We start from the raw sequence: 19,975 nt of genomic DNA on the forward strand, positions 1-19,975 counted from the left end.
GGAAGAGGGGGGGGGGTGGAAAAGGGAGAAAAAGACAGGGGCTGTGCGTGCCAGACCCCGCGACCCCGGCAAGATCCAAACGACACCCCCTAGGGCCCGCCCCGCTCCGCGCCGGGCCCACCGCACCGAGAAGTGACCGGCTCCCGAAGGAGTGACCAGCCATGCCCGCATCCCGCACACCGCGCCGGGTCGCGTCCGTGATCCGGCTGCGCCCCGAACACGCCGAGAGGTACCGGGAGTTGCACCGCGCCGTCCCACGGCCGGTACGGGACGCGCTCTCGCGCGCCCATGTCACCAACTACTCCATCTTCCTGCGCGAGGACACGCTCTTCGCCTACTACGAGTACACCGGCGACGACCACGACGCCGACATGGCCGCCATCGCCGCCGACCCGCAGACCCAGCACTGGTGGACCCTCACCGACCCCTGCCAGCGGCCCCTGGACTCGGCGCAGCCCGGGGAGCGGTGGGTGACCGGCGAGGAACTCTTCCACCTGGACTGACCACCACCCCATGCGAAGGAACACCGTCATGCCGCACACCCCCTCTCCCCCGGCCCCCGAACTCGACGGTCTCGCGGCCGTCGTCACGGGCGGCGCGTCGGGGATCGGGCTCGCCACCGCCCTGCTCCTGGTCCGCCGCGGCGCCCGGGTCGCCGTCCTCGACCGCGACCCCGACGCCCTGCCGGCCGCCGACCGCGAAGCCCTGTTCCCCGTCCGGTGCGACGTCACCGACGACGCCGCGGTGCGGGCCGGTGTCGGCCGGGCGGTGGACCGGCTGGGCGGCCTGGACATCCTGGTGAACAACGCGGGCATCGGCGCCCAGGGGACGGTCGCGGACAACGACGACGCCGAGTGGCGGCACGTGCTGGACGTCAACGTCCTCGGCATCGTGCGGACCACCCGCGCCGCCCTGCCCCACCTGCGCGCCTCCCGGCACGCCGCGGTGGTCAACACCTGCTCGGTCGCGGCGACCGCGGGGCTGCCCCGGCGAGCGCTGTACAGCGCGAGCAAGGGCGCCGTGCAGTCCCTGACCCTCGCCATGGCCGCCGACCACATCCGTGAGGGCATCCGCGTGAACTGCGTCAACCCCGGTACGGCGGACACCCCGTGGATAGACCGCCTGCTGTCGAGCGCGGACGACCCGGCCGCCGAGCGCACCGCGCTCAACGCCCGCCAGCCGACCGGCCGTCTGGTGAGCGCCGAGGAGGTCGCCGCGGCCGTCGTCTACCTGGCCTCCCCGGCGGCGGCGTCCGTCACCGGCACCGCCCTCGCCGTGGACGGCGGCATGCAGGGTCTGCGGCTGCGCCCCGAGGGCGGCTGACCAGCCCTCCCCGTACCGCACGCCACGTCAGTCACCCGAGAACCGACGAAAGGGCACCTCCATGCTGAGAACACGGCGCCGACCGGCCCGGATGCTGTTGGCCGCGGTCGCCCTGGCGCTGACGGCGGGCGCCGTCGGACCGGCCGCCGGGGCCGCCGCCGCGACCGGCGCCCCGGCCGCGCCCGGCGCGCTGACGGTCCACGTCTCCGCCACCGACGGGGACGACGCCAACAGCGGTGGCCGCAAGGACCCGTTCCGGACCATCGCCGCCGCCCGGGACGCCCTGGCCGGCCACACGTCGGCCAAGGAGCGCGGCACGGTGCTGATCCGGGGCGGCACCTACGTCCTCGACGACACCGTCGAGCTGAAGGGTGCCGCGAACTCCTGGGTCACCTACGCCCCGTACCGGAACGAGAAGGTGACGATCACCGGGTCGCACGAACTGCCCGCCGAGGGATGGAAGAAGCTGACCGACTTCTCCGAGGAGACCCTCGCCCAGCCGCAGTACTCCTCCCACACCCGCCTGGACACACCCGAGCTGCGTGAGGGCGTGTGGGTCTACGACCTCGGCGCCCGGGGCATCGACCCGGGCACGCTGTACAAGAACGGTTTCAACTGGGTGCAGGACCCCTTCGCCCCCGAACTCGTCGTCGGCGGCGACACCCAGGTCCTGGCCGAGTACCCCAACGGGAACTCCTGCGCCACGACGGAGACCGGCTGTCACCTGTGGGGCACGGGCGACAAGTGGGACGCCGAGGGTCCCCGCGACCTCGTGAACGTGGACCTCGACGCCCGCTTCGGCCTCCAGGACGACTGGAACTCCTCGGGCACGACCCCGCGGGCCCAGTTCGAGGACAAGAAGCAGCAGCTCGCCGACCCGGAGCAGCGCGACACCTGGTCGCCGCAGGAGATGCGGCGCATGACACCGCAGATCTTCACGGTGGGCGGCCGGGCGGCGGCCGACGACCGCTACAAGGGCTGGGCGCCCGAGGCGGTGCCGACCGTGGACGACCTCGGCACCCGTGGCTTCGGGGAGTACGGCGACGTCCCGGTGCAGCTCGACCCGCGGTGGATCGAGGACATCGACAACACGAAGGCCGAGACCGAGGGCTGGCTCTCGGGCTACTTCGGCAACAACTACGCCAACGACATGGTGCGGATCCTGTCCTGGAGCGACGACCGGATCTACACCAAGTACCCGTCGATGTACATTCCGCAGGACGCGTGGACCAAGGTCAAGGTCCTCAACGTGCTGTCGGAGATGGACACGGCCGGTGAGTACTACATCGACCGCTACGACGACAACGACGTCCTCTACTACCGGCCCGAGGGCGGGACGATCGAGGGCAAGGACACCACGCTCCAGACCTTCGACAAGAACTTCTTCCTGCTCGACGGGACCCGGGGCGTGACCCTGCGCGGCCTCGCCATGACCGGGTCGCTGGTCAGCGGCGTGCAGCTGCTCGACGCCGTCGGCACGCTCATCGACGCGGTCGACGTCTCCAACGTGAGCATGGACGCCGTCCGCATCGGCCGGACCACCGACACCATCACGGCCATGCCCGACTACCGGGCCCTGCGGGGCGGCCACGACAACGTCGTGCGGAACTCCTACCTCCACGACCTGGGCGGCGGCGGGGTCCTCCTCGGCGGCGGCGACCGGGCCACGCTGGAACGGGGGAACAACGTCGCCCGCCACAACGAGATCACACGCTTCTCGAAGCTGGCCACCTACACCCCCGCCGGCTACCTGTACGGCGTCGGCAACTCCTTCGAGCACAACTACGTCCACGACGCACCGCACATGGCCGTGCAGATCATGGGCAACGACATGCGGGTCAACCACAACCACTTCTACGACGTGGTGAAGAACGCCGGGGACATGGGCGCGGTCTACGCGGGCCGGGACTTCACGTACCTCGGCAACGAGGTCGCGTACAACCACTTCGAGAAGATCGGCGGTTCCAACGACGCGCTCTACATGGACGACGGCGCCTCGGGGGTGCGCTTCCACCACAACGTGGTGAACGGCTCGAACTCCGGCGTCAACTTCAACTCCGGGCACAGCAACACCGCGAACGACAACGTGTTCATCGGGGTGAAGCAGGTGGGCCACGGCGGCATCTACCACAAGAAGGGCGAGACACGGCTGCCGCTGGACAACAGCTGGGTGCTGCAGAGCAGGTTCAACTCCTTCCTCGACGTCCGCGAGGGGGAGAAGTACAGCGCGACGCCCGAGACGGTGGCGGCCTGGCGCGAGCACTACACCGGCGGGCGGTCGACGTACTCCGACGGGAAGCCGATCGCGTACCCGCAGGTCGAGCGGTGGTACGTGCCGAGGGTGACCGCCACGGGCGAGGACTGCACCGCGGCGCACTACGCGACGGCGGGCACGAACGGTTGCAGCCGGGCCACCGTGTGGGACGACGCGGACTCGCTCTATGTGCCGTCCGGTGTGGAGATCGACCACGCGGTGGTCGTCGGCGGCGGCTCGGGGTTCGTGGAGACGACCGCGACCTTCACGGAGCCGACGGCGGAGTACAAGCTGTCGCGCTGGAGCGACAAGGTCAACACCCGGTCGGTGGCGGCCGCTTCGGTGGCGGAGACGGGCCTGGACCTCGACACGCTGAAGTTCTCGGGTTCCGGCTCGGTGGCCGAGGCGTACGGGGCCGCGTGGGTCGCGGAGTGGAACCGGCACGTCGGCGCGGCGGGGACCGGACGGCCGTGACCGGCTGAACACGACGAGGCGGCCGAGGGACCCGTCACCGGACGGGCCGCTCGGCCGCCTCGTCGTGTCTTCCTACGCGTCCGGCACGTCGGCCGGCCGCCGGCGGGCCCACGACGACGTGATGTGCTCGCGCATCGCGTCGGCGGCCGCCTCGCCGTCCCCGGCGAGCACCGCGGCGGCGACCCGGGCGTGCGCCTCGTGGGTGAGTTCGATGTCCTCGCGGCTGGGGTCCCCGCTGTACTGCGGGGAGCGCACGGCCTTGCCCTGGATACTGGAGACGATGGCCCGTCCGAACGCGTCCCGGGAGGCGCGGTGGATGATCTCGTGGAACTCTATGTCCGCGCGCGAGTAGGCCTCGGGATCGTCGATGAGGCCCGCGAGTTCGTCGAGCTTGGCGGAGAGCGCCGCCGACTGCTCCTCGTCCATGCGCCCGGCGGCACGGGCGGCCATCGCGCACTCCAGGGTCGTCCTGATCTCGATCAGGTTGTCCAGATAGACCAGGCGGTCCTGGCGCTGGAACAGCGCGTCGAGGACCAGCGGGTCGAGCAGGCTCCACTGGTCCTGGCCCAGGACGACGGTCCCCCAGCCCTGACGGGTCGCCACCAGCCCCTTCTCGGCGAGCGTCGTCGTCGCCTCCCGGATCACGGTCCGGCTCACCTCGTACTCCTCGCAGAGCTCACCGGCCGACGGCAGCGCCGTGCCCGGCGGGTACTCGCCGAGCACGATGGCCTTGGCGAGGCTCTGGACGACGGCCGCCGCGAGCGGTGGCCGACGCCGGTGAGGTCGGGACACGGCGGTGGTGTCCGCGGATGGCTTGATCATCTGGTCAGAGACTCCCAATGTTCGTGCAGGTTCGCCCGGCCCCGCTGTCCAATGACCCCAGGTTAGCCGAACATGCTAAGGTCATCACTCGTATCACAAGTTATGACTCAGCCGTGGGAGAGCGATGCGCATCACCGGATACCGGTCCCTTGCCACGGTCCACGAGTGGGGACGACCGGTGGGCGACGTGAACGGCGTCGTCGCCGGCGGCGTCACCGAAGTACCGGTCCTGCTGCTGGAGACCGACGAGGGCCTGACCGGAGTGGGCCTCGGCGGCCACACCGACGTCGCGCGGGTCTTCCCCGCCCTGGAGGGCCAGGACCCCCGCGCGGTGGTCTCGCTCTACGACAGGATGCTCGCCCACGTCTTCAAGTCCGGGCACGGCGGGCGGGTGTTCGCCACGATCGGCGCCCTCGACATGGCGCTGTGGGACCTCAAGGCGAAGATCGCCCAGGAACCGCTGTGGCGGACGCTGGGCGCCGCCGACCGCTTCGTGCCGGGCTACGCCTCCGGTCTGGACTACGCGCTCACCGACGACGAACTCGTCGCGTTCCACGAGCGGTGGGCGCTGCGCGGGTTCACGGGCGCCAAGGTCAAGGGCGGCCTCGACGTCGACCGGGACGTGCGGCGCCTGACCGCGGTCCGTGACGTGTTCCGGGTCAACAGCGACCGTCCCGCGCTCATGTACGACGTCAACGAGTCCTGGGGGCGGCACCAAGCGGTGCGGCTGGCCCGGCAGGTGGAGGAGCGCGTCGAGCTCACCTGGATCGAGGAACCGGTCCGGCGCTGGGACGTGGCGGGACACCGCGCGGTCGCTACCGGCATTCGTGCCGCCGTCGCGACCGGCGAGAACCTGACGGGCCTCGAGCACTTCCGGCCGCTGCTGTCCGCGGACGCGGTGGGCGTCGTGCAGACGGGTGCCGTGTGGGGCATCACCCACTTCCTGCGCGTCTCCACGCTGGCCTTCGGACACGGCCTGCCGGTCAGCCCCGTCGGGTACAACGGCAACCCGGTCGCGCACGCGGCGGCCGCCGTGCCCAACCACCTGGTGACCGAGGTGCAGGACCTGGCCTTCCCGGTCGGGCTGCGGGTGGACCAGGAGATCGCCGACGGCGGGATCGTCCTCGGCGACGCCCCGGGCCTGGGGATCGAGGTCGACGAGGAGCGGATCGTCGCGCGGGCCGCGTCGGGCGGGTGGTCCCTCCCGTCCGGGCCTCACGTCCGTCCTGCCGACGCCGGCCTCAGACTCGTACCGCAGGCGCGATGAGAACGCGGCGAGGACGCACCGGAGACACTGCGAGGACCCCTTTGAGGAAGCGACGAGGAGGGAGCAGGACATGAGGACGCGCAAGGCCCTGGTGGTCCGCGGCGGCTGGGAGGGCCACGACCCGGTCGGCTGCACCGAGTCGGTCATGCCCGCCCTGGAGCGCGCGGGGTTCGAGATCGAGGTCGCCGAGGACCTGGCGGTGTACGAGGACCCGGGGCTGCTCGCCGCCACCGACCTCGTCGTGCACTCCTGGTCGGCGGGCGGGCTGACGGCGGCCCAGGAGACGAACCTGGTCGACGCGGTGGAGGCGGGCACCGGCTTCGCCGGCTGGCACGGGGGCGTGGTCGCCACGAACGTCGCCAACCCGCGCTACCTGCGGATGGTCGGGGGCCGCTTCCTGTGGCACCCGGACGGCTTCCAGCAGTTCACCGTGCGGATCGCCGCCGCACCGGACCGGGACGGCGCGATCACCGAGGGCGTCACGGACTACGACGTGGAGACCGAGCACTACTGGGTGCTCACGGACTCCCTCAACACCGTCCTGGCCACGTCCGTGCTCACCCCGGGCGCGGCCGACCCGTGGCACGAACCCGTCGAGTTCCCCGTGGTGTGGACGCGCCGCTGGGGAGCGGGGCGGGTCTTCGTCTGCACCCTGGGGCACCGCGTCGCGGACCTGCGGGTCCCGCAGACGGCGGCGATCATCGGCCGCGGCCTCGTGTGGGCGGCGCGCGCGTGACGTACGGGGGTGCCCGGAACCCCGGGTGCTCTCGCCCCAGGCCGTCCGGCACGCCGACCCTGTCAGGTGCTCTCGCGTGCGACGACCCGGTACCCCACGTCCCGGTGCGGCACGTCGACCGGGGCACCGCGCATCCGCGTGAGCAGCAGCTCGGCGCTCAACTCCCCGATCCGCGCGCTGGGTACGGCCACCGTGGTCAGCGCGGGGACCAGGTGCCGGGCCAGTTCGAAGTCGCCGAAGCCGGCCAGGGCGAGCGTGTCCGGCACCTCGATGCCGCGCCGCACGCAGGCCTGGAGGGCGCCGGCCGCGAAGACGTCGCTGGAGAACATCACGGCGTCGGAGTCCGGGTAGCGCTCCAGCGCCAGGTCCAGCAGGGCGACGCCGGTGTCCATGGCGACCGGCTCGGGACCGGCGTCCACGGTGCGCGGTTCACCGCCCAGCAGGTCGCGGACGGCGCCGGTGTAGCCGTCGAGGCGTTCCGCGGCCCGGGGGTCGCCCGAGGTGTGCCGTCCCGCGAAGGTGATCCGCCGTCGGCCGCGCTCGACGAGATGGCCCACCATCGCCGCTGCCGCCGCCGCGTTGGAGAAGCCGACCAGCAGGTCCACCGGGTCCTCGGACCAGCCCCAGGTCTCCACGACCGGCACGTTGGCCGCCCCGAGCAGTGTCAGCGTGCCCGGCGTGTGGCGGGTCCCCACCATGAGCAGTCCGTCCGGCCGTCGGCCCAGGAAGCTGCGCAGCACCTCCTCCTCGTGCTCGGGCCGGTAGTCGGTGCTCCCGACGAAGATCTGGTAGCCGTGGGCCGCCAGCGCCGTGGAGAAGGAGTGGACGGTGTCCGCGAAGACCGACGCGTTGATCTGCGGCACCAGGGCGGCGACCGTGCGGCTGCGGTTCGACGCCAGGTTGCTGGCGGCCAGGTTGGGCACGTAGCCGGTGGCCGTGAGGGCCGCCTGGACCCGGGCGCGGGTCTCGTCCGACACCGACAGGGGATCGCGGACGACCCGGGAGACCGTCTGGGCCGACACCCCGGCGGCCGCCGCGACGTCCGACAGGGTCACCGAACGGGTCGCGGATCGTTTGCGGGGACGGCGGGGCGGCGGCTGGGTCACGCCGGAAACGATATCGGGCGTCACAGCGCTCCCCGTGCCACCAGCGCCCGCATCAGGTCCGCGATGCCGAACGTCCACGGCGCGCACGCGTCGCTCGGCCGGACCCGGTTCACCAGCGTGCCGAGCTTGGGCGTGGCGATGGCGACGAGGTCGCCGTCGTGATGCGTGAACCCCTGTCCCGGCGCGTCGCGGTCCTCGACGGGCGCGAACATCGTGCCGAGGTAGAGCACCGCGCCGTCCGGGTACTGGTGGTGCGGGCCCAGCAACTGGGCGACGAGGTCCAGGGGGTCGCGGCTGATGGCGGCCATCGAGGACTCGGCGTCCAGCCGGTACCCGTCGGCGCCCTCGACGGTCAGGGTGACCGTGGCCCGCCGTACGTCGTCGACGCGGAAGCCCGGTTCGAACAGGCGCAGGAACGGTCCGAGGGCGGCCGAGGCGTTGTTGTCCTTGGCCTGGGGCAGCAGCAGCGCGGAACGGCCTTCGACGTCACGGAGGTTGACGTCGTTGCCGAGTGTGGCGCCGACCACCGCCCCGGTGGAGGAGACGGCCAGCACCACCTCGGGCTCGGGGTTGTTCCAGCGCGAGGCGGCGTGCACCCCGGCGTCGGCGCCGCTGCCCACGGCGGCCAGCACGGGCGCCTTGGTGAAGATCTCGGCGTCGGGGCCGATGCCGACCTCCAGGTACTGGCTCCACGCTCCCTGGGCGACCAGGATCTCCTTGAGCGCGGCGGCCTCCTCGGAACCGGGCCGCAGGGAGGCGATGTCGTCGCCGACCAGGCGGCGGATCCGCTCCCGGGCCTCGGCGGCACCGGCGGCGTCGCCGCGGACGCGTTCCTCGATCACCCGCTCCAGCATCGAGACGACGAAGGTGACCCCGGCGGCCTTGACGGCCTGGAGGTCGACCGGCGCGAGCAGCCAGGGCCGTCGCGGGTCGCGGGCGTCGACGGGCGTGTTGGCCAGCACCTCGTCGAGCCCGGCGATCCGTTCCCCGCGGGCGGCCCGCAGGCGTGCGGCGGGGTCCGGTGTCTCGCACAGGTCGCGCACGGTCGGGAAGGCCGCGGTGATGTCGTGCAGGCCGTCCTCGCGCACGGCCACGACGGACGGCCCGAGGCTTGGACGCCAGACCCGGCCGACGAGCGCGCCCCCGGTGCCGTCGGCGGGCAGGGTGGTCGCGGCGTCGGGCCACTGGTTCATCGGATTCCCTTCGTGGTTGCCCCGGCCCCCAAGAGGGTGCGAAGCGGTCGGGACAGGGGCGTTGACACTGCGAGCGGCGCCCGCCTAGCGTGCATGTTAGCGCTATCGCTAGCGCTAACAACAGTGTTTGAAAGATGATCGCGCCGTACCCGGACGCGGTGGTGCCGCACGCCGGCCCGCGCTCCCGTCCGGTCCCTCCCGCCCTGTCCGACGCCCGCCGTCCGTGCCGGTGCCGCCCGCCGCCTCCAAGGAGCCCCATGACCTCGCGCGACCAACCCGGTGCCCTCGCCGGGTACCGGGTCCTCGACTGTTCCATCGCCATGGCCGGCCCGTTCGCCGCCCAGCGCCTCGGCGACCTCGGCGCCGACGTCGTCAAGGTCGAACCGGTCACCGGGGAGTGGCAGCGCCACGCCGCGGCCGGCGGGGCGGCCGGCAACCGGATCAACGTCTCCTTCCTCTCCCTCAACCGCAACAAGCGGTCCCTCGCCGTCGACCTCAAGGACCCGGCGGGCAAGGAGGTCCTGCGCCGCCTCGTCGCGGGCGCCGACGTCTTCCTGCAGAACTACCGGCCCGGCGTCGCCGACCGCCTCGGCGTCGACTACGCCTCCCTGGCCGCGATCAACCCCTCCCTCGTCTACGTGTCCATCTCCGGGTACGGCGAGGATGGCCCCTATGCCCAGCGACCGGGTCAGGACCTGCTGCTCCAGGCGATGTCGGGGGCCATGCTGTCCAGCGGCCGGTCGGGCGAGGCCCCGCGGGCGGCCGGCCAGTACCTCGTGGACGCCGTCACCGCATCCACCGCCTTCGAGGGCGTGCTCGCCGCGCTGCTGCACCGCGAACGCACCGGTGAGGGCCAGCTCGTGACGGTGAACATGCTGGACGCCGTCACCACCCTCCAGATGCAGGAGCTGTCGGTCCACACCGTGGGCGGGCTGCCCCAGACCCGCTCCGCCGAACCGCACGCCCACGTGTACATCCGCTCCCCGTACGGTGCCTTCCAGACCTCCGACGGCTATCTCGTCCTCGCCTTCCCGCCGTTGAAGAAGCTCGGCGAGATCCTCGGCGAGGACGGCTTCCTGTCCATGGAGGACGAGGAGCACGGCTGGACCCACCGGGACGAGATCTTCGCCCGCACCGCCGCCCGGCTGCTGACCCGGACCTCGCGGCACTGGCTCGACGCCTTCGCCGCCGCCGGCATCTGGGCGGGCCCCGTCTACGGCTACGCCGACCTGGTCCAGGACCCCCAGATCCGCCACAACGGCACCTTCGTCACCTACGACCATCCCACCGAGGGCCGCGTGACGGTGCCCGGCTTCCCCTACCGGTTCTCCGCCACCCCGCCCCGCATCGACCGCGGCGCCCCGCTCGTCGGGGAGCACACCCGCGAGGTGCTGACCGAGGCGGGCCTCGCGGACGGAGAGATCGAGGAACTGTTCGCCGCCGGCGCCGTGACGGAGACGACCTCATGACGCCGACCGGACCGGCGTACGCCGGACTGACGTGGGACCATCCCCGCGGCTACGACGCCCTCGCCGCCTCCGCGGGCGGCCTCGTCCACTGGGACGTACAGCCACTGGAGGGCTTCGAGTCCCACCCGGTCGACGAGTTGTGCGCCCGCTACGACCTCGTGGTCCTCGACCACCCGCACCTGGGCGAGGCCGTGCGCACGGGGTGCCTGCGGCCGCTCGACCACCTGTTCGCCCCGGAGGAACTGGCCCGTTGGGGCGCCGACTCCATCGGTCCCACCATGCGGTCGTACGCCATGCACGGCCGTCAGTGGGCGCTCCCGCTGGACGCCGCCACCCAGGTCGCGGCCACCCGGACCGACCTCGCCGGCGAGCCGCCCCGCACCTGGGACGAGGTACGCCGCCTGGCCCGCCGGGCCCCCGTGGCCCTGTCCCTCGCCGGACCGCACGCCTTTCTCACCTTCGCCTCCGTCGCGGTCGCCCTGGGTGAGGAACCGGCCGCCGACCCGGACCACCTGATCGGCGACGACACGGGACTCGCGGTGCTCGACCTGATGGCCGGCCTCGACGCCCTCGCCCCGCCCGCGACCCGCGCGCTCAACCCGATCGGGTTGCTGGAACTCATGGCCGCCACGGACCGGCTGGCACACTGCCCGCTGGTGTACGGCTACGTCACCTACGCCGACCGCGTGACCTTCACCGACGCCCCCACCCTGACGGCGGGCGGACGGCCCGGCTCCACGCTGGGCGGCACCGGAATCGCGCTCAGCGCCCGCTGCACACCGTCCCCCGGACTCATCGCCCACCTGCGATGGCTGATGTCCCCGGAGGCACAGGGCGACTTCCTGCCCCGGCACAGCGGGCAGCCCAGCGCCCGCACCGCCTGGACCTCGCCCGGGACCGTCGCCGCCGACTTCTACCGACGCACCACCGCCACCTGCGAGCAGGCCTGGGTCCGTCCGCGGCACGCCGGTTACATCGGCTTCCAGACCGCCGCGTCGGCCGCCGTACGCGCCGCGCTCGCCGGAGAGACCGACCACCGTGCGGCACTCGACCGGATGCGCGCCCTGTACCGGGCGAGCCGGACACCGGAGGAACGACAGACATGAGCGACACCGGCACCACCCTCTCTCCACCCGACCTCGGCACCGACCACGTCCTGCTGGACGTCGCGGACCGCGTCGCCACCCTCACCCTGAACCGGCCCGCCAAACTCAACGCCGTCACCCCCGACATGTCCCGTGCCCTGGTACGGGCGATCGAGTGGTGCGACACGACCGACGACGTCCGGGCCCTTGTCGTCACCGGGGCGGGTGAGCGCTCCTTCAGCGTCGGCTCGGACATCGGCGCCCTCGACCAGTACGCCACCCCGTGGGACTTCCGCAACCGCGTCGACTACTGCGACGCCATCCGCGCCGCCCGCACTCCCACCGTCGCCGCGGTCGGCGGCTACGCCCTGGGCGGCGGGCTGGAGACCGCCCTGTCCTGCGACATCCGCCTCGCCGCGGACACCGCGTCCTTCGGCGCACCGGAGATCACGCTGGGCTGGATCGGTGGCGGCGGCATGGCCGCCTTCCTCAGCCGCGCCGCCGGGCCGAGCAACGCCGCGATGATGCTGCTCACCGGCGAACGCGTCGACGCCGCACGGGCGTTGGACTGGCACCTGGTGAGCGAGGTCGTGCCCCGCGCCGGGCTGCTCGACCGGGCCCGCGCCCTCGCGGCCGTGATCGCCTCCCGCGCTCCCGTGGCGGCCGAGACCGCGAAGATCAACCTGCGGGCCGCCGGAAACCTGCCCGAGGACCAGGCGCTCGCCTACGAGCGTGATCTGCAGACCATCTGCTTCGCCACCGAGGACGCCGCCGAGGGCCGCCGCGCGTTCGCCGAGAAGCGCACCCCCGTCTTCCGCAAGCGCTGAGAGGAATCCCATGCAGCAACCCCGAGCCGCACTCGTGACCGGTGCCGGAGGCGCCCTCGGCCGGGCCACCGCCGTCCGGCTGGCCGCCGACGGGCACGACGTCGCCGTACTCGACCGCGACGCCGAGTCCCTGGAGGGCACCGCCGCGCTGGTGGAGAAGGCCGGTGCGCGGGTGCTCGCCCTCACCACCGACCTGCGCGACGCCCAGGCGGTCGAGGCGTCCGTCGGGCGGACGGTGACCGAACTGGGCCCGCTGCGGGTGCTGGTCAACAACGCGGCCGTGTACCCGAGCCGGGCCTTCCTCGACGTGCCGCTCACCGAGTACGAGGAGGTCGTGGCGGTCAACCAGCGTGCCTACTGGGTCGCCGCGCAGGCCGCCGCCCGGCACATGACGGACACGGGCGGCGGGGCGATCGTCAACGTCGCGTCGATCACCCTGCACGGCGGCTGGGACTCACTGGCCGCCTACATCTCCACCAAGGGCGCAGCCGTCGCCCTGACCCGCGCGCTCGCCCGGGAGCTGGGTCCCGCCGAGATCCGCGTCAACTGCGTCTCCCCCGGCGCCTTTCCCACCGCGGCCGAGGACATCCACGAGGACCCCGCGGCCTATCGGCGGCACGTGCTCGACCACCAGGCCCTGAAGCGGCGCGGGCGGCCCGAGGAACTGGCCTCCGTGGTGTCCTTCCTCACCGGCCCCGACGCCTCGTTCGTCACGGGCCAGTGCGTCGAGGTCAACGGAGGGTGGGTGATGGCGTGAAGCTGTACGGACGTTCCCACGACCGGCAGTCCCTCGCCCGGCACGCGGGCGACCTGAGCGCGGCGGGCGGGGTACGGTCCGTCGTCCTGGACGACGGCTCCGAGCGCGGCATCCGCACGCTGGAGTTCCGGACCGGCGCCGGACTGTCGTTCGACGTGCTCGTGGACCGGGCGATGGACCTCGGCGGGGCCGAGTTCGAGGGCCGGGGTTTCGGCTGGCGCTCGGCGACCGGCTTCAGGCACCCCGGACTGCACGAGTACCGCGACGACGACGGCCTCTCCATGATGCGCAGCTTCTCGGGGCTGCTGCTCACCGCGGGCCTGGACCACACGCTCTTCGGCACCGAGGTGGACGCCTCGCAGTACCGCTATCCGCCGCGGCGCACGGCCGTGCACGCCCTCCACGGGCGGGTCGCCAACCTTCCGGCCCGGCTCACCGGGTACGGCGAGCGGTGGGAGGAGGACGGCCGCTGCGTGCTGTGGGCCGAGGGCGAGGTCCGCCAGGCCGCGATCTTCGGCGAGCACCTGCGGCTCACCCGCCGCGTCGAGGCCGACCTCGGCGGCACCGAGATCCGCCTGACCGACCGGGTGCGCAACGCCGGCTTCGACCCGACGCCGCACATGTACCTGTACCACGTCAACGTCGGCTGGCCCTTCCTGGACGAGGGCGCACGCTACGAGTTGCCGCCGCACCGCACGCTGTGGCGCAGCGACAGCGTCGCCGAGCAGGGCGTCTCCCACAGCGTGATGCCCGCCCCGCTGCCGGGCTTCGTCGAGCAGGTCTACGAGCACGCGCTGGAGCCCGACGCGGCGGGCCTGGCCCGGCCCCGCCTGGTCAACGAACGCCTCGGCGTCTACTTCGAGTTGGAGTTCGACACGGCCCAGTTCCCGTCCTTCTTCCAGTGGCTGCACCTGCGCGAGGGCGCCTACGCGGTCGGCTTCGAACCGTCCACGCACCATGTTCAGGGCGAGGCCGCGGCCCGGGAGGACGGGTCCATGACGTTCCTTGCCCCCGGTGAGGAGCGGGAGTACACGACCACGTTCCGGGTGGGGCACCTGGACTGACCACCGGCTCCGCGACTCGTGCGGACACGGGGCGCGGGGGCGTCACGGCTTGGGCCGGGTCCCCGTCCGCGCGTGCGTGTTCAGCCATGCCGCCGTCACCAGCAGCGCGGGGAGCAGCGGGGTGGCGCCGGGCAGCAGACGCTCCAGCAGCGTGGCGGCGGCCGCGCCCGTGATCAGCAGCGCCATCGTGACCAGGGCGGGCCACTGGATCCGCCGGGCCGTCACCGCCTCGGCGACGGCTCCGGTCAGCAGGCCCGTCAGGTACGCGGTCGGCACCTGCGCGCCCATCGCGACGCGGACACCGGCGTTCTGGCAGCCCATCGCGGCCGCCACCGTGCCCAGCATCGCCGTGCGCTCCGCGCCCGACGGGTCCCCGGGCACGGCGAGCCACCACCCCACGACGGCCCACAGCAGGAGGAGTTCGAGCAGCAGGAAGCCCGATGGGTGCAGGCGGCCGCCCCGTTGGGCGCGGCCGGCCGCCCAGGCGGCCCCCGCCGCGCCGAGGACGTAGCAGAGCACCGCGACGGCGGCCAGAGCGCCGAGCGTCGGGTCCCCGCCGCCCAGACCCACCCCGGTCAACGCCGAGTTGGCGGTGACCACGCTGGTGAAGACGCCGCCGAGGGAGAGGAAACCCCAGGCGTTGACGGCGCCCGCGGAGAAGGTCAGCAGCCGCGCGGTCCACGCGTCCGCGTGCTGCCCCGACCCCGGCGGGAGATCCCGGCACCGATTGCCCTCCGTGGTCCTCTCCTCGCCTCGTCGGGGCCCCGGACGGAATCCTCGCCGACCGCCCCGGCGGCACGGGCCGCGACATGCCGGTCGGGACGACCGCGGCGTACGTCGGCCACATGCACCGGGAACCTGGCCGGATCACACCGGATAGCATGCACACGGCTCCGGGGAAGGGCCCCGGAACCGTGTGGTTCTCTGAGGCGGGGGGTCCGCGTGGTCGCGGGTCGTGTGGTGCGTTTCGACAGTACGCGGGGCTATGGGTTCATCGCGCCGGAGGACGGCGGCGAGGACATCTTCCTGCACGTGAACGATCTGCTCATCCCCGAGGAGTACGTGCGAGCCGGTCTGGTCGTGGAGTTCGAGGTGGAGAGCGGTGAGCGGGGGCTCAAGGCCTCGGGCATCCGGCTCCCCGAGGGGGAGCGGCACAAGCCTGCGCGCCGCCACCTGGAGGCCGCGCCCAGGGCCGTGATGTCCGACGAGAACGGCCAGCCGCTGTGCGATGTGCTGAGTTCCGACGAGTACCGGCGTGACGTGACGGAACTGCTGCTGACCGCGAGTCCGCAGTTGACCGCGGAGCAGATCCTCACCATCCGCGGCGCGCTCCTGAAGTTCAGCGAGGGCCACGGCTGGATCGAGGACTGAGCCCGCCTTCCGTCACGGGGCGGCGAGGGCCTCGGCGGCCTCCGGTTCGTCCGTGTCCACGGGGGCCGTTCTTCCCGGCCCGCGGAACGCCACGCAGACGAGCAGGACGCCCATGACGGCCACGCCTGCCCACATGGCCTGCTGCCAGCCGTCGACGAAGGACTGCCGGGCGGCGTGCAGCAGGTCCGGGCCGTGCGGGCCGGCGCCGCCCGCGGCCTCGACGGCGTTGGCCACGCCCTGTCGGGCGTCGTCCGCGGGCCCCTGGGGGATGCCGTCCAGCCGTCCGTCGATGGCACCGCGGTAGCCGTTGGCCAGCAACGCCCCGAGCAGGGCGACGCCGAGCGCGGTGCCGAACTCGCGGGTGACGTCGTTGAGTGCGGACGCGACGCCCTGCTTCGCGCGGGGCAGCGAGCCGGTGATGGCCTCCGTGGACGGGGTCATCGACAGGCCCATGCCGGTGCCCATGGCCAGCATGCCGGGCAGGACGGTCAGGTACCCGTCGTCCACGGAGACGAACAGGGCCATGAGCGCGAGGCCGACGCCGGCCAGGGCGATGCCCGCGGCCATGGTCGCGCGGGAGCCGACGCGTGCGGCGAGCCCGGGGGCCAGGCCGGAGGTCGCCATCATCATGACGGCCATGGGCATCAGCGCCACCGTGGAGAGCAGGCCGGACCAGCCGAGCACGGCCTGGAAGTACGGGAAGAGGACCACGGCGATACCGGCCTGGACGCCGAAGACCACCAGGAGCGTGATCGACCCGCCTGCCAGGCCGCGCTCGCGGAACAGACGCACGTCCAGCAGTGAGGCGTCGCGGCGGCGCAGTTCCCAGGCGACGAAGCCCACGGCGGCGAGGATGCCGACGGAGAGGCCGGTCAGCGTCACCGGGGCGGTCCAGCCGCGTTCGGGGCCTTCCTGGAGGACGAAGATGAGGCCGGTCACGGCGACGGTGGAGATCAGCGCTCCGGCCGTGTCGAACCGGTGGGCCGGGGTCTCGCGGGAGTTGGGGACCGACTTCAGGGCCAAGGCCAGGGCCGCGACGACCAGGACCACCGGGAGGACGAACAGCAGACGCCAGTCGGCGACGTCGACGAGGAGGGCGGAGAGGAACATGCCCAGGATGCCGCCGCCTCCGGCGACCCCCGTCCACACGCCGATCGCCTTGCCGCGCTGCTCCTCGGGGAAGGTGGAGGTGATGACGGCGAGGGTGACGGGCATGATCATCGCGGCGCCGGCACCGCCGGCCACGCGGGCGGCGAGCATGACCTCGGCCGAGGGGGCCAGTCCCGCGAGGACGCTCGCGGCACCGAAGACTCCCAGCCCGGCGACGAGCATGGGCTTGCGGCCCAGCCGGTCGCCGACGGCGCCGAGCGGGAGCAGCAGCGCGGCCAGGGCGAGTGTGTAGATGTTGATGATCCACAGGACCGTGTTCTGGGAGGCGCCGAACTCGACGGCCATGTGGGTCTGCGCGACGTTCAGTCCGGACACCGAGGCGACGACGGCCATCAGGGCGACCGAGACGGCGATCAGGATCGTGCGGAGCTGACGCGCGTCGGGGGTGTTCCCGCCGCCGGCTTCGAAGGCCCGTACGGGTGGGCTGGTGCTCATGGGTTCCTTTCGCAGGGCAGGCCGCCGCCCGACGGGTCGTGGAAGGGGTCGGGGAGTGCGGCTCGGCTGCGTCCGAAACTAGGCCCGCTTTGCGCCGAAGGCATACCATGTTGCTCATGACGCAAGAAGATGAAGATCTGGACAGCCTCGTACGCAAACGCATTCGCGCCCTGCGGGTCGCGCAGGGCTGGTCCCTGGAGGAGCTGGCCGGGCGCGCCAACCTCAGCCAGTCCTCGCTGAGCCGTATCGAGAACGGCCGGCGCCGCCTCGCCCTGGACCAGCTGGTCACCCTCGCCCGCGCCCTGGACACCACGTTGGACCAGCTGGTGGAGACCGCCGACGACGACGTCATCACCAGTCCGATGATCGACAGCGCCCACGGTCTGATGCGCTGGCCGGTGAAGGGCGATCCCGGCATGACCGTGGTGCGTCAGCGCATGACCCAGCCGCCGCCCGAGAATCCGGCACGTATGCGCGCCCACCCGGGGCGCGAATGGCTCGTGGTCCTGTCCGGCACCGCGGTCCTCATGCTCGGGCACCGCCGTTTCCGCGTGGAGACCCACCAGGCCGCCGAGTTCCCCACGATGCTGCCGCACGCGATCGGCACCGCGGGCGGCCCCTGCGAGATCCTGGGCATCTTCGACCGCGACGCCCGCCGCGGCCACCAGCGCGAGGGCGGCGACCTCGGTGCCCGGGACACGGGTGAGTGACGGCGCGGGGCGTCAGACGGGCCTGCCGCGCTCGACGAGGTCACGACCTTCCACGGTTCACTCGATCAGTGCGTCGGCGGCGATGATCACCAGGCCGATCAGCATGTCCAGGAGTCCCGCGCGGCACGAGGACAGCCGGCCGAGCCCGGCGGTGCGGGCCGCGGAGGTGCCGAGGGCGAAGAGCAGGACGGTGTTCAGCACCAGGGCCGTGTCGGCGGCCGTGTCCTCCGCCCACCACCCGGCCGCCGCGGCGAGCAGCATCGCCACGGTCGGCAGCACGGCGGCGGCCAGCGGCCACTCGGCGATCACCGAGCGCACCCGGCCCGGTCCGGCCCTCCCGCCACCGGACGCGCGCTGGGCGATGACATGCGCGTACCCGTGGGCGGCGCCCGACGTCAGCGCCGTGAGCAGGACCCACAGCGCGTCCTGGCCGGGGTTGGCCTCCTCACCCGGAACATCCAGCGCGGCCACCAGCGCGCTGGCCAGTACCAGGCCGTAGATCCCCTTGAACAGCCACCCCTCCGGCCGGCGCCGCAGGATGTCCCTCGGCGCAACGCCCTCGGCGGGGCCGTGGCCGACGCGCTCGGCCATTCAGGACAGCCAGTCGGTGTATCGGGTGGGGGCCAGACGGGCGTCCATGTCGGTGAGGACGTCTCCCTCGACCGCCGCGAACATGCCGGCGGCCGGGTCGGTGACGACCGTACGCCCGTCGCCCTTGCGGGCGAGGGTCAGGCGGCCCAGGTCGTCGAGCGGGAACACCTCCGGTCCGCCGATGGTGCGGATGCCGTTCAACGGGGCGCCGACGGCGACTTCCGCCACCGCGGCCGCCACGTCCCTCGCGGCGATCGGCTGGATCGGCGTGGCGGGCAGCCGGACGGAGTCGCCGTCCGCGGTCCAGGACAGGACGGCCGCCATGAACTCCATGAACTGGGTGGCGCGCACGATCGAGTACGGCACGGGGCCGTCCCGGAGCAGCTCCTCCTGGAGGAGTTTGGCGCGGTAGTAGTCCAGCTCCGGCACCCGGTCGACACCGACGATCGAGAGAATCACGAAGTGGCCCGTGCCGGCCCGCTGCGCCGCGGCCAGGAGGTGGTCCATCGAGGTCCGGAAGAAGGCGGGCGAGGCGTCGTCGAAGGTCGGCGAGTTCGTCAGGTTGACCACGACGTCGGCCCCCTCGACCGCCCGGTCCACTCCCCCGCCGCCGACGACGTCCACTCCGGTGGACAGCGAGTGGGGAACCGCCTGGTGTCCGGCCGCGTTCAGCTTCTCGACGACCTGCGAGCCGATGAGTCCCGTACCGCCGATGACCGCGATCTTCACGGCGCGCCTCGCTTCCTTCCGGGTCCGTGTGGTTCAGGAACCACTGTGTCGGTACGCGCGAAGGACTGCGCTTTGAACGCCCCGAAGGGATGAGAGGGGAGCGGATCGCCGACGGCGTCAGGCGGCGCAGTCCGGGCAGATGCCGCGGTAGGTGACTTCGACCTCGGAGACGGTGAAGCCGAAGGACTCGGAGGCCGGGAGGTCCGCGAGCGGGTCGCCGGTCGGGTGCACGTCGCGGATCGAGCCGCAGCGCGCGCAGAGCAGGTGGTGATGGGGGCGATGCGCGTTGGGGTCGTAGCGCTTGGCGCGGCCGTCGGTCGACACCTCGATGACCTCGCCGCGGTGCACCAGTTCGCGCAGGGTGTTGTACACCGTCGCGCGGGAGATCTCGGGCAGTCGCTCCGCCGCGCGGGCGTGCACCTCGTCGGCGGTCAGGTGCACATGGTCTCCGTCGAGGACCTCGGCGACCACGCGTCGCTGCGCGGTCAGACGCCAGCCGCGCTCGCGAAGCCGCCCAAGGAGATCACTCATGCGCAGCACCCTAGCAGGGTTCGGCTTCAACTCAAGAGTGGATATGGCTCTAGATGACACC

The 19,975-nt window shown here is 72.6% G+C and carries 20 protein-coding genes; 12 read left to right on the forward strand and 8 right to left on the reverse strand.

All coding sequences use genetic code 11. The annotated features are described in order from the left end of the window. Window positions 1-161 precede the first annotated feature (161 nt). The 3 genes from ACZ56V_RS22655 (at window position 162) to ACZ56V_RS22665 (ending at window position 4,051) form a co-directional block, all read left to right on the forward strand. Window positions 162-503 (forward strand): L-rhamnose mutarotase, encoded by a 342-nt coding sequence (locus tag ACZ56V_RS22655; RefSeq protein WP_398908987.1) that lies wholly within the window; start codon window positions 162-164, stop codon window positions 501-503. A 28-nt stretch (window positions 504-531) separates the two neighbouring features. Beyond that, window positions 532-1,323, forward strand: coding sequence for an SDR family NAD(P)-dependent oxidoreductase (locus ACZ56V_RS22660; RefSeq protein ID WP_467380270.1), 792 nt, complete (start codon window positions 532-534; stop codon window positions 1,321-1,323). A gap of 61 nt (window positions 1,324-1,384) precedes the next feature. Beyond that, the gene (locus ACZ56V_RS22665) at window positions 1,385-4,051 is read left to right on the forward strand and encodes a right-handed parallel beta-helix repeat-containing protein (protein WP_468944694.1); all 2,667 of its coding nucleotides are present in this window, start codon (window positions 1,385-1,387) and stop codon (window positions 4,049-4,051) included. Window positions 4,052-4,123: 72 nt separating this feature from the next. Here the strand turns inward: ACZ56V_RS22665 and ACZ56V_RS22670 are convergent, their stop codons facing one another. After that, window positions 4,124-4,873, reverse strand: coding sequence for a FadR/GntR family transcriptional regulator (locus tag ACZ56V_RS22670; RefSeq protein ID WP_398908983.1), 750 nt, complete (start codon window positions 4,871-4,873; stop codon window positions 4,124-4,126). Window positions 4,874-4,997: 124 nt separating this feature from the next. Between ACZ56V_RS22670 and ACZ56V_RS22675 the strand changes: the two genes are divergently transcribed. Together ACZ56V_RS22675 and ACZ56V_RS22680 are read left to right on the forward strand one after the other, a co-directional pair. Then, window positions 4,998-6,140 (forward strand): mandelate racemase/muconate lactonizing enzyme family protein, encoded by a 1,143-nt coding sequence (locus tag ACZ56V_RS22675; protein WP_468944698.1) that lies wholly within the window; start codon window positions 4,998-5,000, stop codon window positions 6,138-6,140. 70 nt (window positions 6,141-6,210) lie between these two features. Further along, window positions 6,211-6,876, forward strand: coding sequence for a ThuA domain-containing protein (locus tag ACZ56V_RS22680; RefSeq protein WP_398908979.1), 666 nt, complete (start codon window positions 6,211-6,213; stop codon window positions 6,874-6,876). Between the two features lie 62 nt (window positions 6,877-6,938). On the opposite strand, the gene ACZ56V_RS22685 is transcribed toward ACZ56V_RS22680, so the two are convergent. Together ACZ56V_RS22685 and ACZ56V_RS22690 are read right to left on the reverse strand one after the other, a co-directional pair. Then, entirely contained in the window at window positions 6,939-7,982 is a 1,044-nt protein-coding gene (locus ACZ56V_RS22685) for a LacI family DNA-binding transcriptional regulator (RefSeq protein ID WP_398908978.1), read from the reverse strand. 20 nt (window positions 7,983-8,002) lie between these two features. Further along, a complete protein-coding gene (locus ACZ56V_RS22690; protein WP_468944702.1) occupies window positions 8,003-9,175 on the reverse strand; it encodes a fumarylacetoacetate hydrolase family protein in 1,173 nt (390 codons plus the stop codon). Window positions 9,176-9,432: 257 nt separating this feature from the next. On the opposite strand from ACZ56V_RS22690, the gene ACZ56V_RS22695 reads away from it, so the two are divergent. From ACZ56V_RS22695 to ACZ56V_RS22715, 5 genes are read left to right on the forward strand one after another with little or no spacing between them, the layout of a single operon-like run. Continuing rightward, a complete protein-coding gene (locus tag ACZ56V_RS22695; protein ID WP_398908975.1) occupies window positions 9,433-10,644 on the forward strand; it encodes a CaiB/BaiF CoA transferase family protein in 1,212 nt (403 codons plus the stop codon). Continuing rightward, entirely contained in the window at window positions 10,641-11,750 is a 1,110-nt protein-coding gene (locus tag ACZ56V_RS22700) for a carbohydrate ABC transporter substrate-binding protein (RefSeq protein ID WP_398908974.1), read from the forward strand. Before ACZ56V_RS22695 ends, ACZ56V_RS22700 begins: the two co-directional genes overlap by 4 nt. Continuing rightward, window positions 11,747-12,556 (forward strand): enoyl-CoA hydratase/isomerase family protein, encoded by an 810-nt coding sequence (locus ACZ56V_RS22705; protein ID WP_467380255.1) that lies wholly within the window; start codon window positions 11,747-11,749, stop codon window positions 12,554-12,556. The genes ACZ56V_RS22700 and ACZ56V_RS22705 overlap by 4 nt, the downstream gene beginning before the upstream one ends. Before the next feature lie 10 nt (window positions 12,557-12,566). Beyond that, window positions 12,567-13,313 carry an SDR family NAD(P)-dependent oxidoreductase gene (locus ACZ56V_RS22710; RefSeq protein WP_467380253.1) on the forward strand — a complete coding sequence of 249 codons (747 nt, stop codon included), beginning with the start codon at window positions 12,567-12,569 and terminating at the stop codon, window positions 13,311-13,313. After that, window positions 13,310-14,377 carry an aldose 1-epimerase family protein gene (locus ACZ56V_RS22715; protein WP_467380251.1) on the forward strand — a complete coding sequence of 356 codons (1,068 nt, stop codon included), beginning with the start codon at window positions 13,310-13,312 and terminating at the stop codon, window positions 14,375-14,377. Before ACZ56V_RS22710 ends, ACZ56V_RS22715 begins: the two co-directional genes overlap by 4 nt. Before the next feature lie 42 nt (window positions 14,378-14,419). Here the strand turns inward: ACZ56V_RS22715 and ACZ56V_RS22720 are convergent, their stop codons facing one another. Next, the gene (locus ACZ56V_RS22720) at window positions 14,420-15,046 is read right to left on the reverse strand and encodes a DUF1275 family protein (RefSeq protein ID WP_398909405.1); all 627 of its coding nucleotides are present in this window, start codon (window positions 15,044-15,046) and stop codon (window positions 14,420-14,422) included. A 273-nt stretch (window positions 15,047-15,319) separates the two neighbouring features. Between ACZ56V_RS22720 and ACZ56V_RS22725 the strand changes: the two genes are divergently transcribed. Then, on the forward strand, window positions 15,320-15,748 hold the full coding sequence (locus ACZ56V_RS22725) for a cold-shock protein (RefSeq protein ID WP_398908967.1): 429 nt from the start codon (window positions 15,320-15,322) through the stop codon (window positions 15,746-15,748). A 12-nt stretch (window positions 15,749-15,760) separates the two neighbouring features. On the opposite strand, the gene ACZ56V_RS22730 is transcribed toward ACZ56V_RS22725, so the two are convergent. Continuing rightward, window positions 15,761-17,353, reverse strand: coding sequence for an MFS transporter (locus ACZ56V_RS22730; RefSeq protein WP_468944709.1), 1,593 nt, complete (start codon window positions 17,351-17,353; stop codon window positions 15,761-15,763). A 107-nt stretch (window positions 17,354-17,460) separates the two neighbouring features. Here ACZ56V_RS22730 and ACZ56V_RS22735 point away from each other — a divergent pair, with 107 nt between their 5' ends. After that, the gene (locus ACZ56V_RS22735; protein ID WP_356371840.1) at window positions 17,461-18,063 is read left to right on the forward strand and encodes a helix-turn-helix domain-containing protein; all 603 of its coding nucleotides are present in this window, start codon (window positions 17,461-17,463) and stop codon (window positions 18,061-18,063) included. 57 nt (window positions 18,064-18,120) lie between these two features. Here ACZ56V_RS22735 and ACZ56V_RS22740 read toward each other — a convergent pair whose 3' ends face one another. From ACZ56V_RS22740 to ACZ56V_RS22750, 3 genes are all read right to left on the reverse strand, one after another. Then, on the reverse strand, window positions 18,121-18,654 hold the full coding sequence (locus ACZ56V_RS22740; RefSeq protein WP_468944711.1) for a hypothetical protein: 534 nt from the start codon (window positions 18,652-18,654) through the stop codon (window positions 18,121-18,123). Continuing rightward, complete coding sequence (locus ACZ56V_RS22745) at window positions 18,655-19,383, reverse strand: SDR family oxidoreductase (protein ID WP_398908958.1); 729 nt, start codon at window positions 19,381-19,383, stop codon at window positions 18,655-18,657. 117 nt (window positions 19,384-19,500) lie between these two features. Further along, entirely contained in the window at window positions 19,501-19,914 is a 414-nt protein-coding gene (locus ACZ56V_RS22750) for a Fur family transcriptional regulator (RefSeq protein WP_467380246.1), read from the reverse strand. Between the last annotated feature and the right edge of the window lie 61 nt (window positions 19,915-19,975).

Source organism: Streptomyces sp. NPDC034099 (genome assembly GCF_055575415.1).

What these genes read in the sequence shown, in the direction of transcription:
- ACZ56V_RS22730 (WP_468944709.1), bottom strand. Translation starts at nt 17,353, where the DNA reads ATGAGCACCAGCCCACCCGTACGGGCCTTCGAAGCCGGCGGCGGGAAC.
- ACZ56V_RS22700 (WP_398908974.1), top strand. Translation starts at nt 10,641, where the DNA reads ATGACGCCGACCGGACCGGCGTACGCCGGACTGACGTGGGACCATCCC.
- ACZ56V_RS22675 (WP_468944698.1), top strand. Translation starts at nt 4,998, where the DNA reads ATGCGCATCACCGGATACCGGTCCCTTGCCACGGTCCACGAGTGGGGA.
- ACZ56V_RS22740 (WP_468944711.1), bottom strand. Translation starts at nt 18,654, where the DNA reads ATGGCCGAGCGCGTCGGCCACGGCCCCGCCGAGGGCGTTGCGCCGAGG.
- ACZ56V_RS22735 (WP_356371840.1), top strand. Translation starts at nt 17,461, where the DNA reads ATGTTGCTCATGACGCAAGAAGATGAAGATCTGGACAGCCTCGTACGC.
- ACZ56V_RS22670 (WP_398908983.1), bottom strand. Translation starts at nt 4,873, where the DNA reads ATGATCAAGCCATCCGCGGACACCACCGCCGTGTCCCGACCTCACCGG.
- ACZ56V_RS22665 (WP_468944694.1), top strand. Translation starts at nt 1,385, where the DNA reads ATGCTGAGAACACGGCGCCGACCGGCCCGGATGCTGTTGGCCGCGGTC.
- ACZ56V_RS22750 (WP_467380246.1), bottom strand. Translation starts at nt 19,914, where the DNA reads ATGAGTGATCTCCTTGGGCGGCTTCGCGAGCGCGGCTGGCGTCTGACC.
- ACZ56V_RS22690 (WP_468944702.1), bottom strand. Translation starts at nt 9,175, where the DNA reads ATGAACCAGTGGCCCGACGCCGCGACCACCCTGCCCGCCGACGGCACC.
- ACZ56V_RS22695 (WP_398908975.1), top strand. Translation starts at nt 9,433, where the DNA reads ATGACCTCGCGCGACCAACCCGGTGCCCTCGCCGGGTACCGGGTCCTC.
- ACZ56V_RS22705 (WP_467380255.1), top strand. Translation starts at nt 11,747, where the DNA reads ATGAGCGACACCGGCACCACCCTCTCTCCACCCGACCTCGGCACCGAC.
- ACZ56V_RS22710 (WP_467380253.1), top strand. Translation starts at nt 12,567, where the DNA reads ATGCAGCAACCCCGAGCCGCACTCGTGACCGGTGCCGGAGGCGCCCTC.
- ACZ56V_RS22680 (WP_398908979.1), top strand. Translation starts at nt 6,211, where the DNA reads ATGAGGACGCGCAAGGCCCTGGTGGTCCGCGGCGGCTGGGAGGGCCAC.
- ACZ56V_RS22660 (WP_467380270.1), top strand. Translation starts at nt 532, where the DNA reads ATGCCGCACACCCCCTCTCCCCCGGCCCCCGAACTCGACGGTCTCGCG.
- ACZ56V_RS22655 (WP_398908987.1), top strand. Translation starts at nt 162, where the DNA reads ATGCCCGCATCCCGCACACCGCGCCGGGTCGCGTCCGTGATCCGGCTG.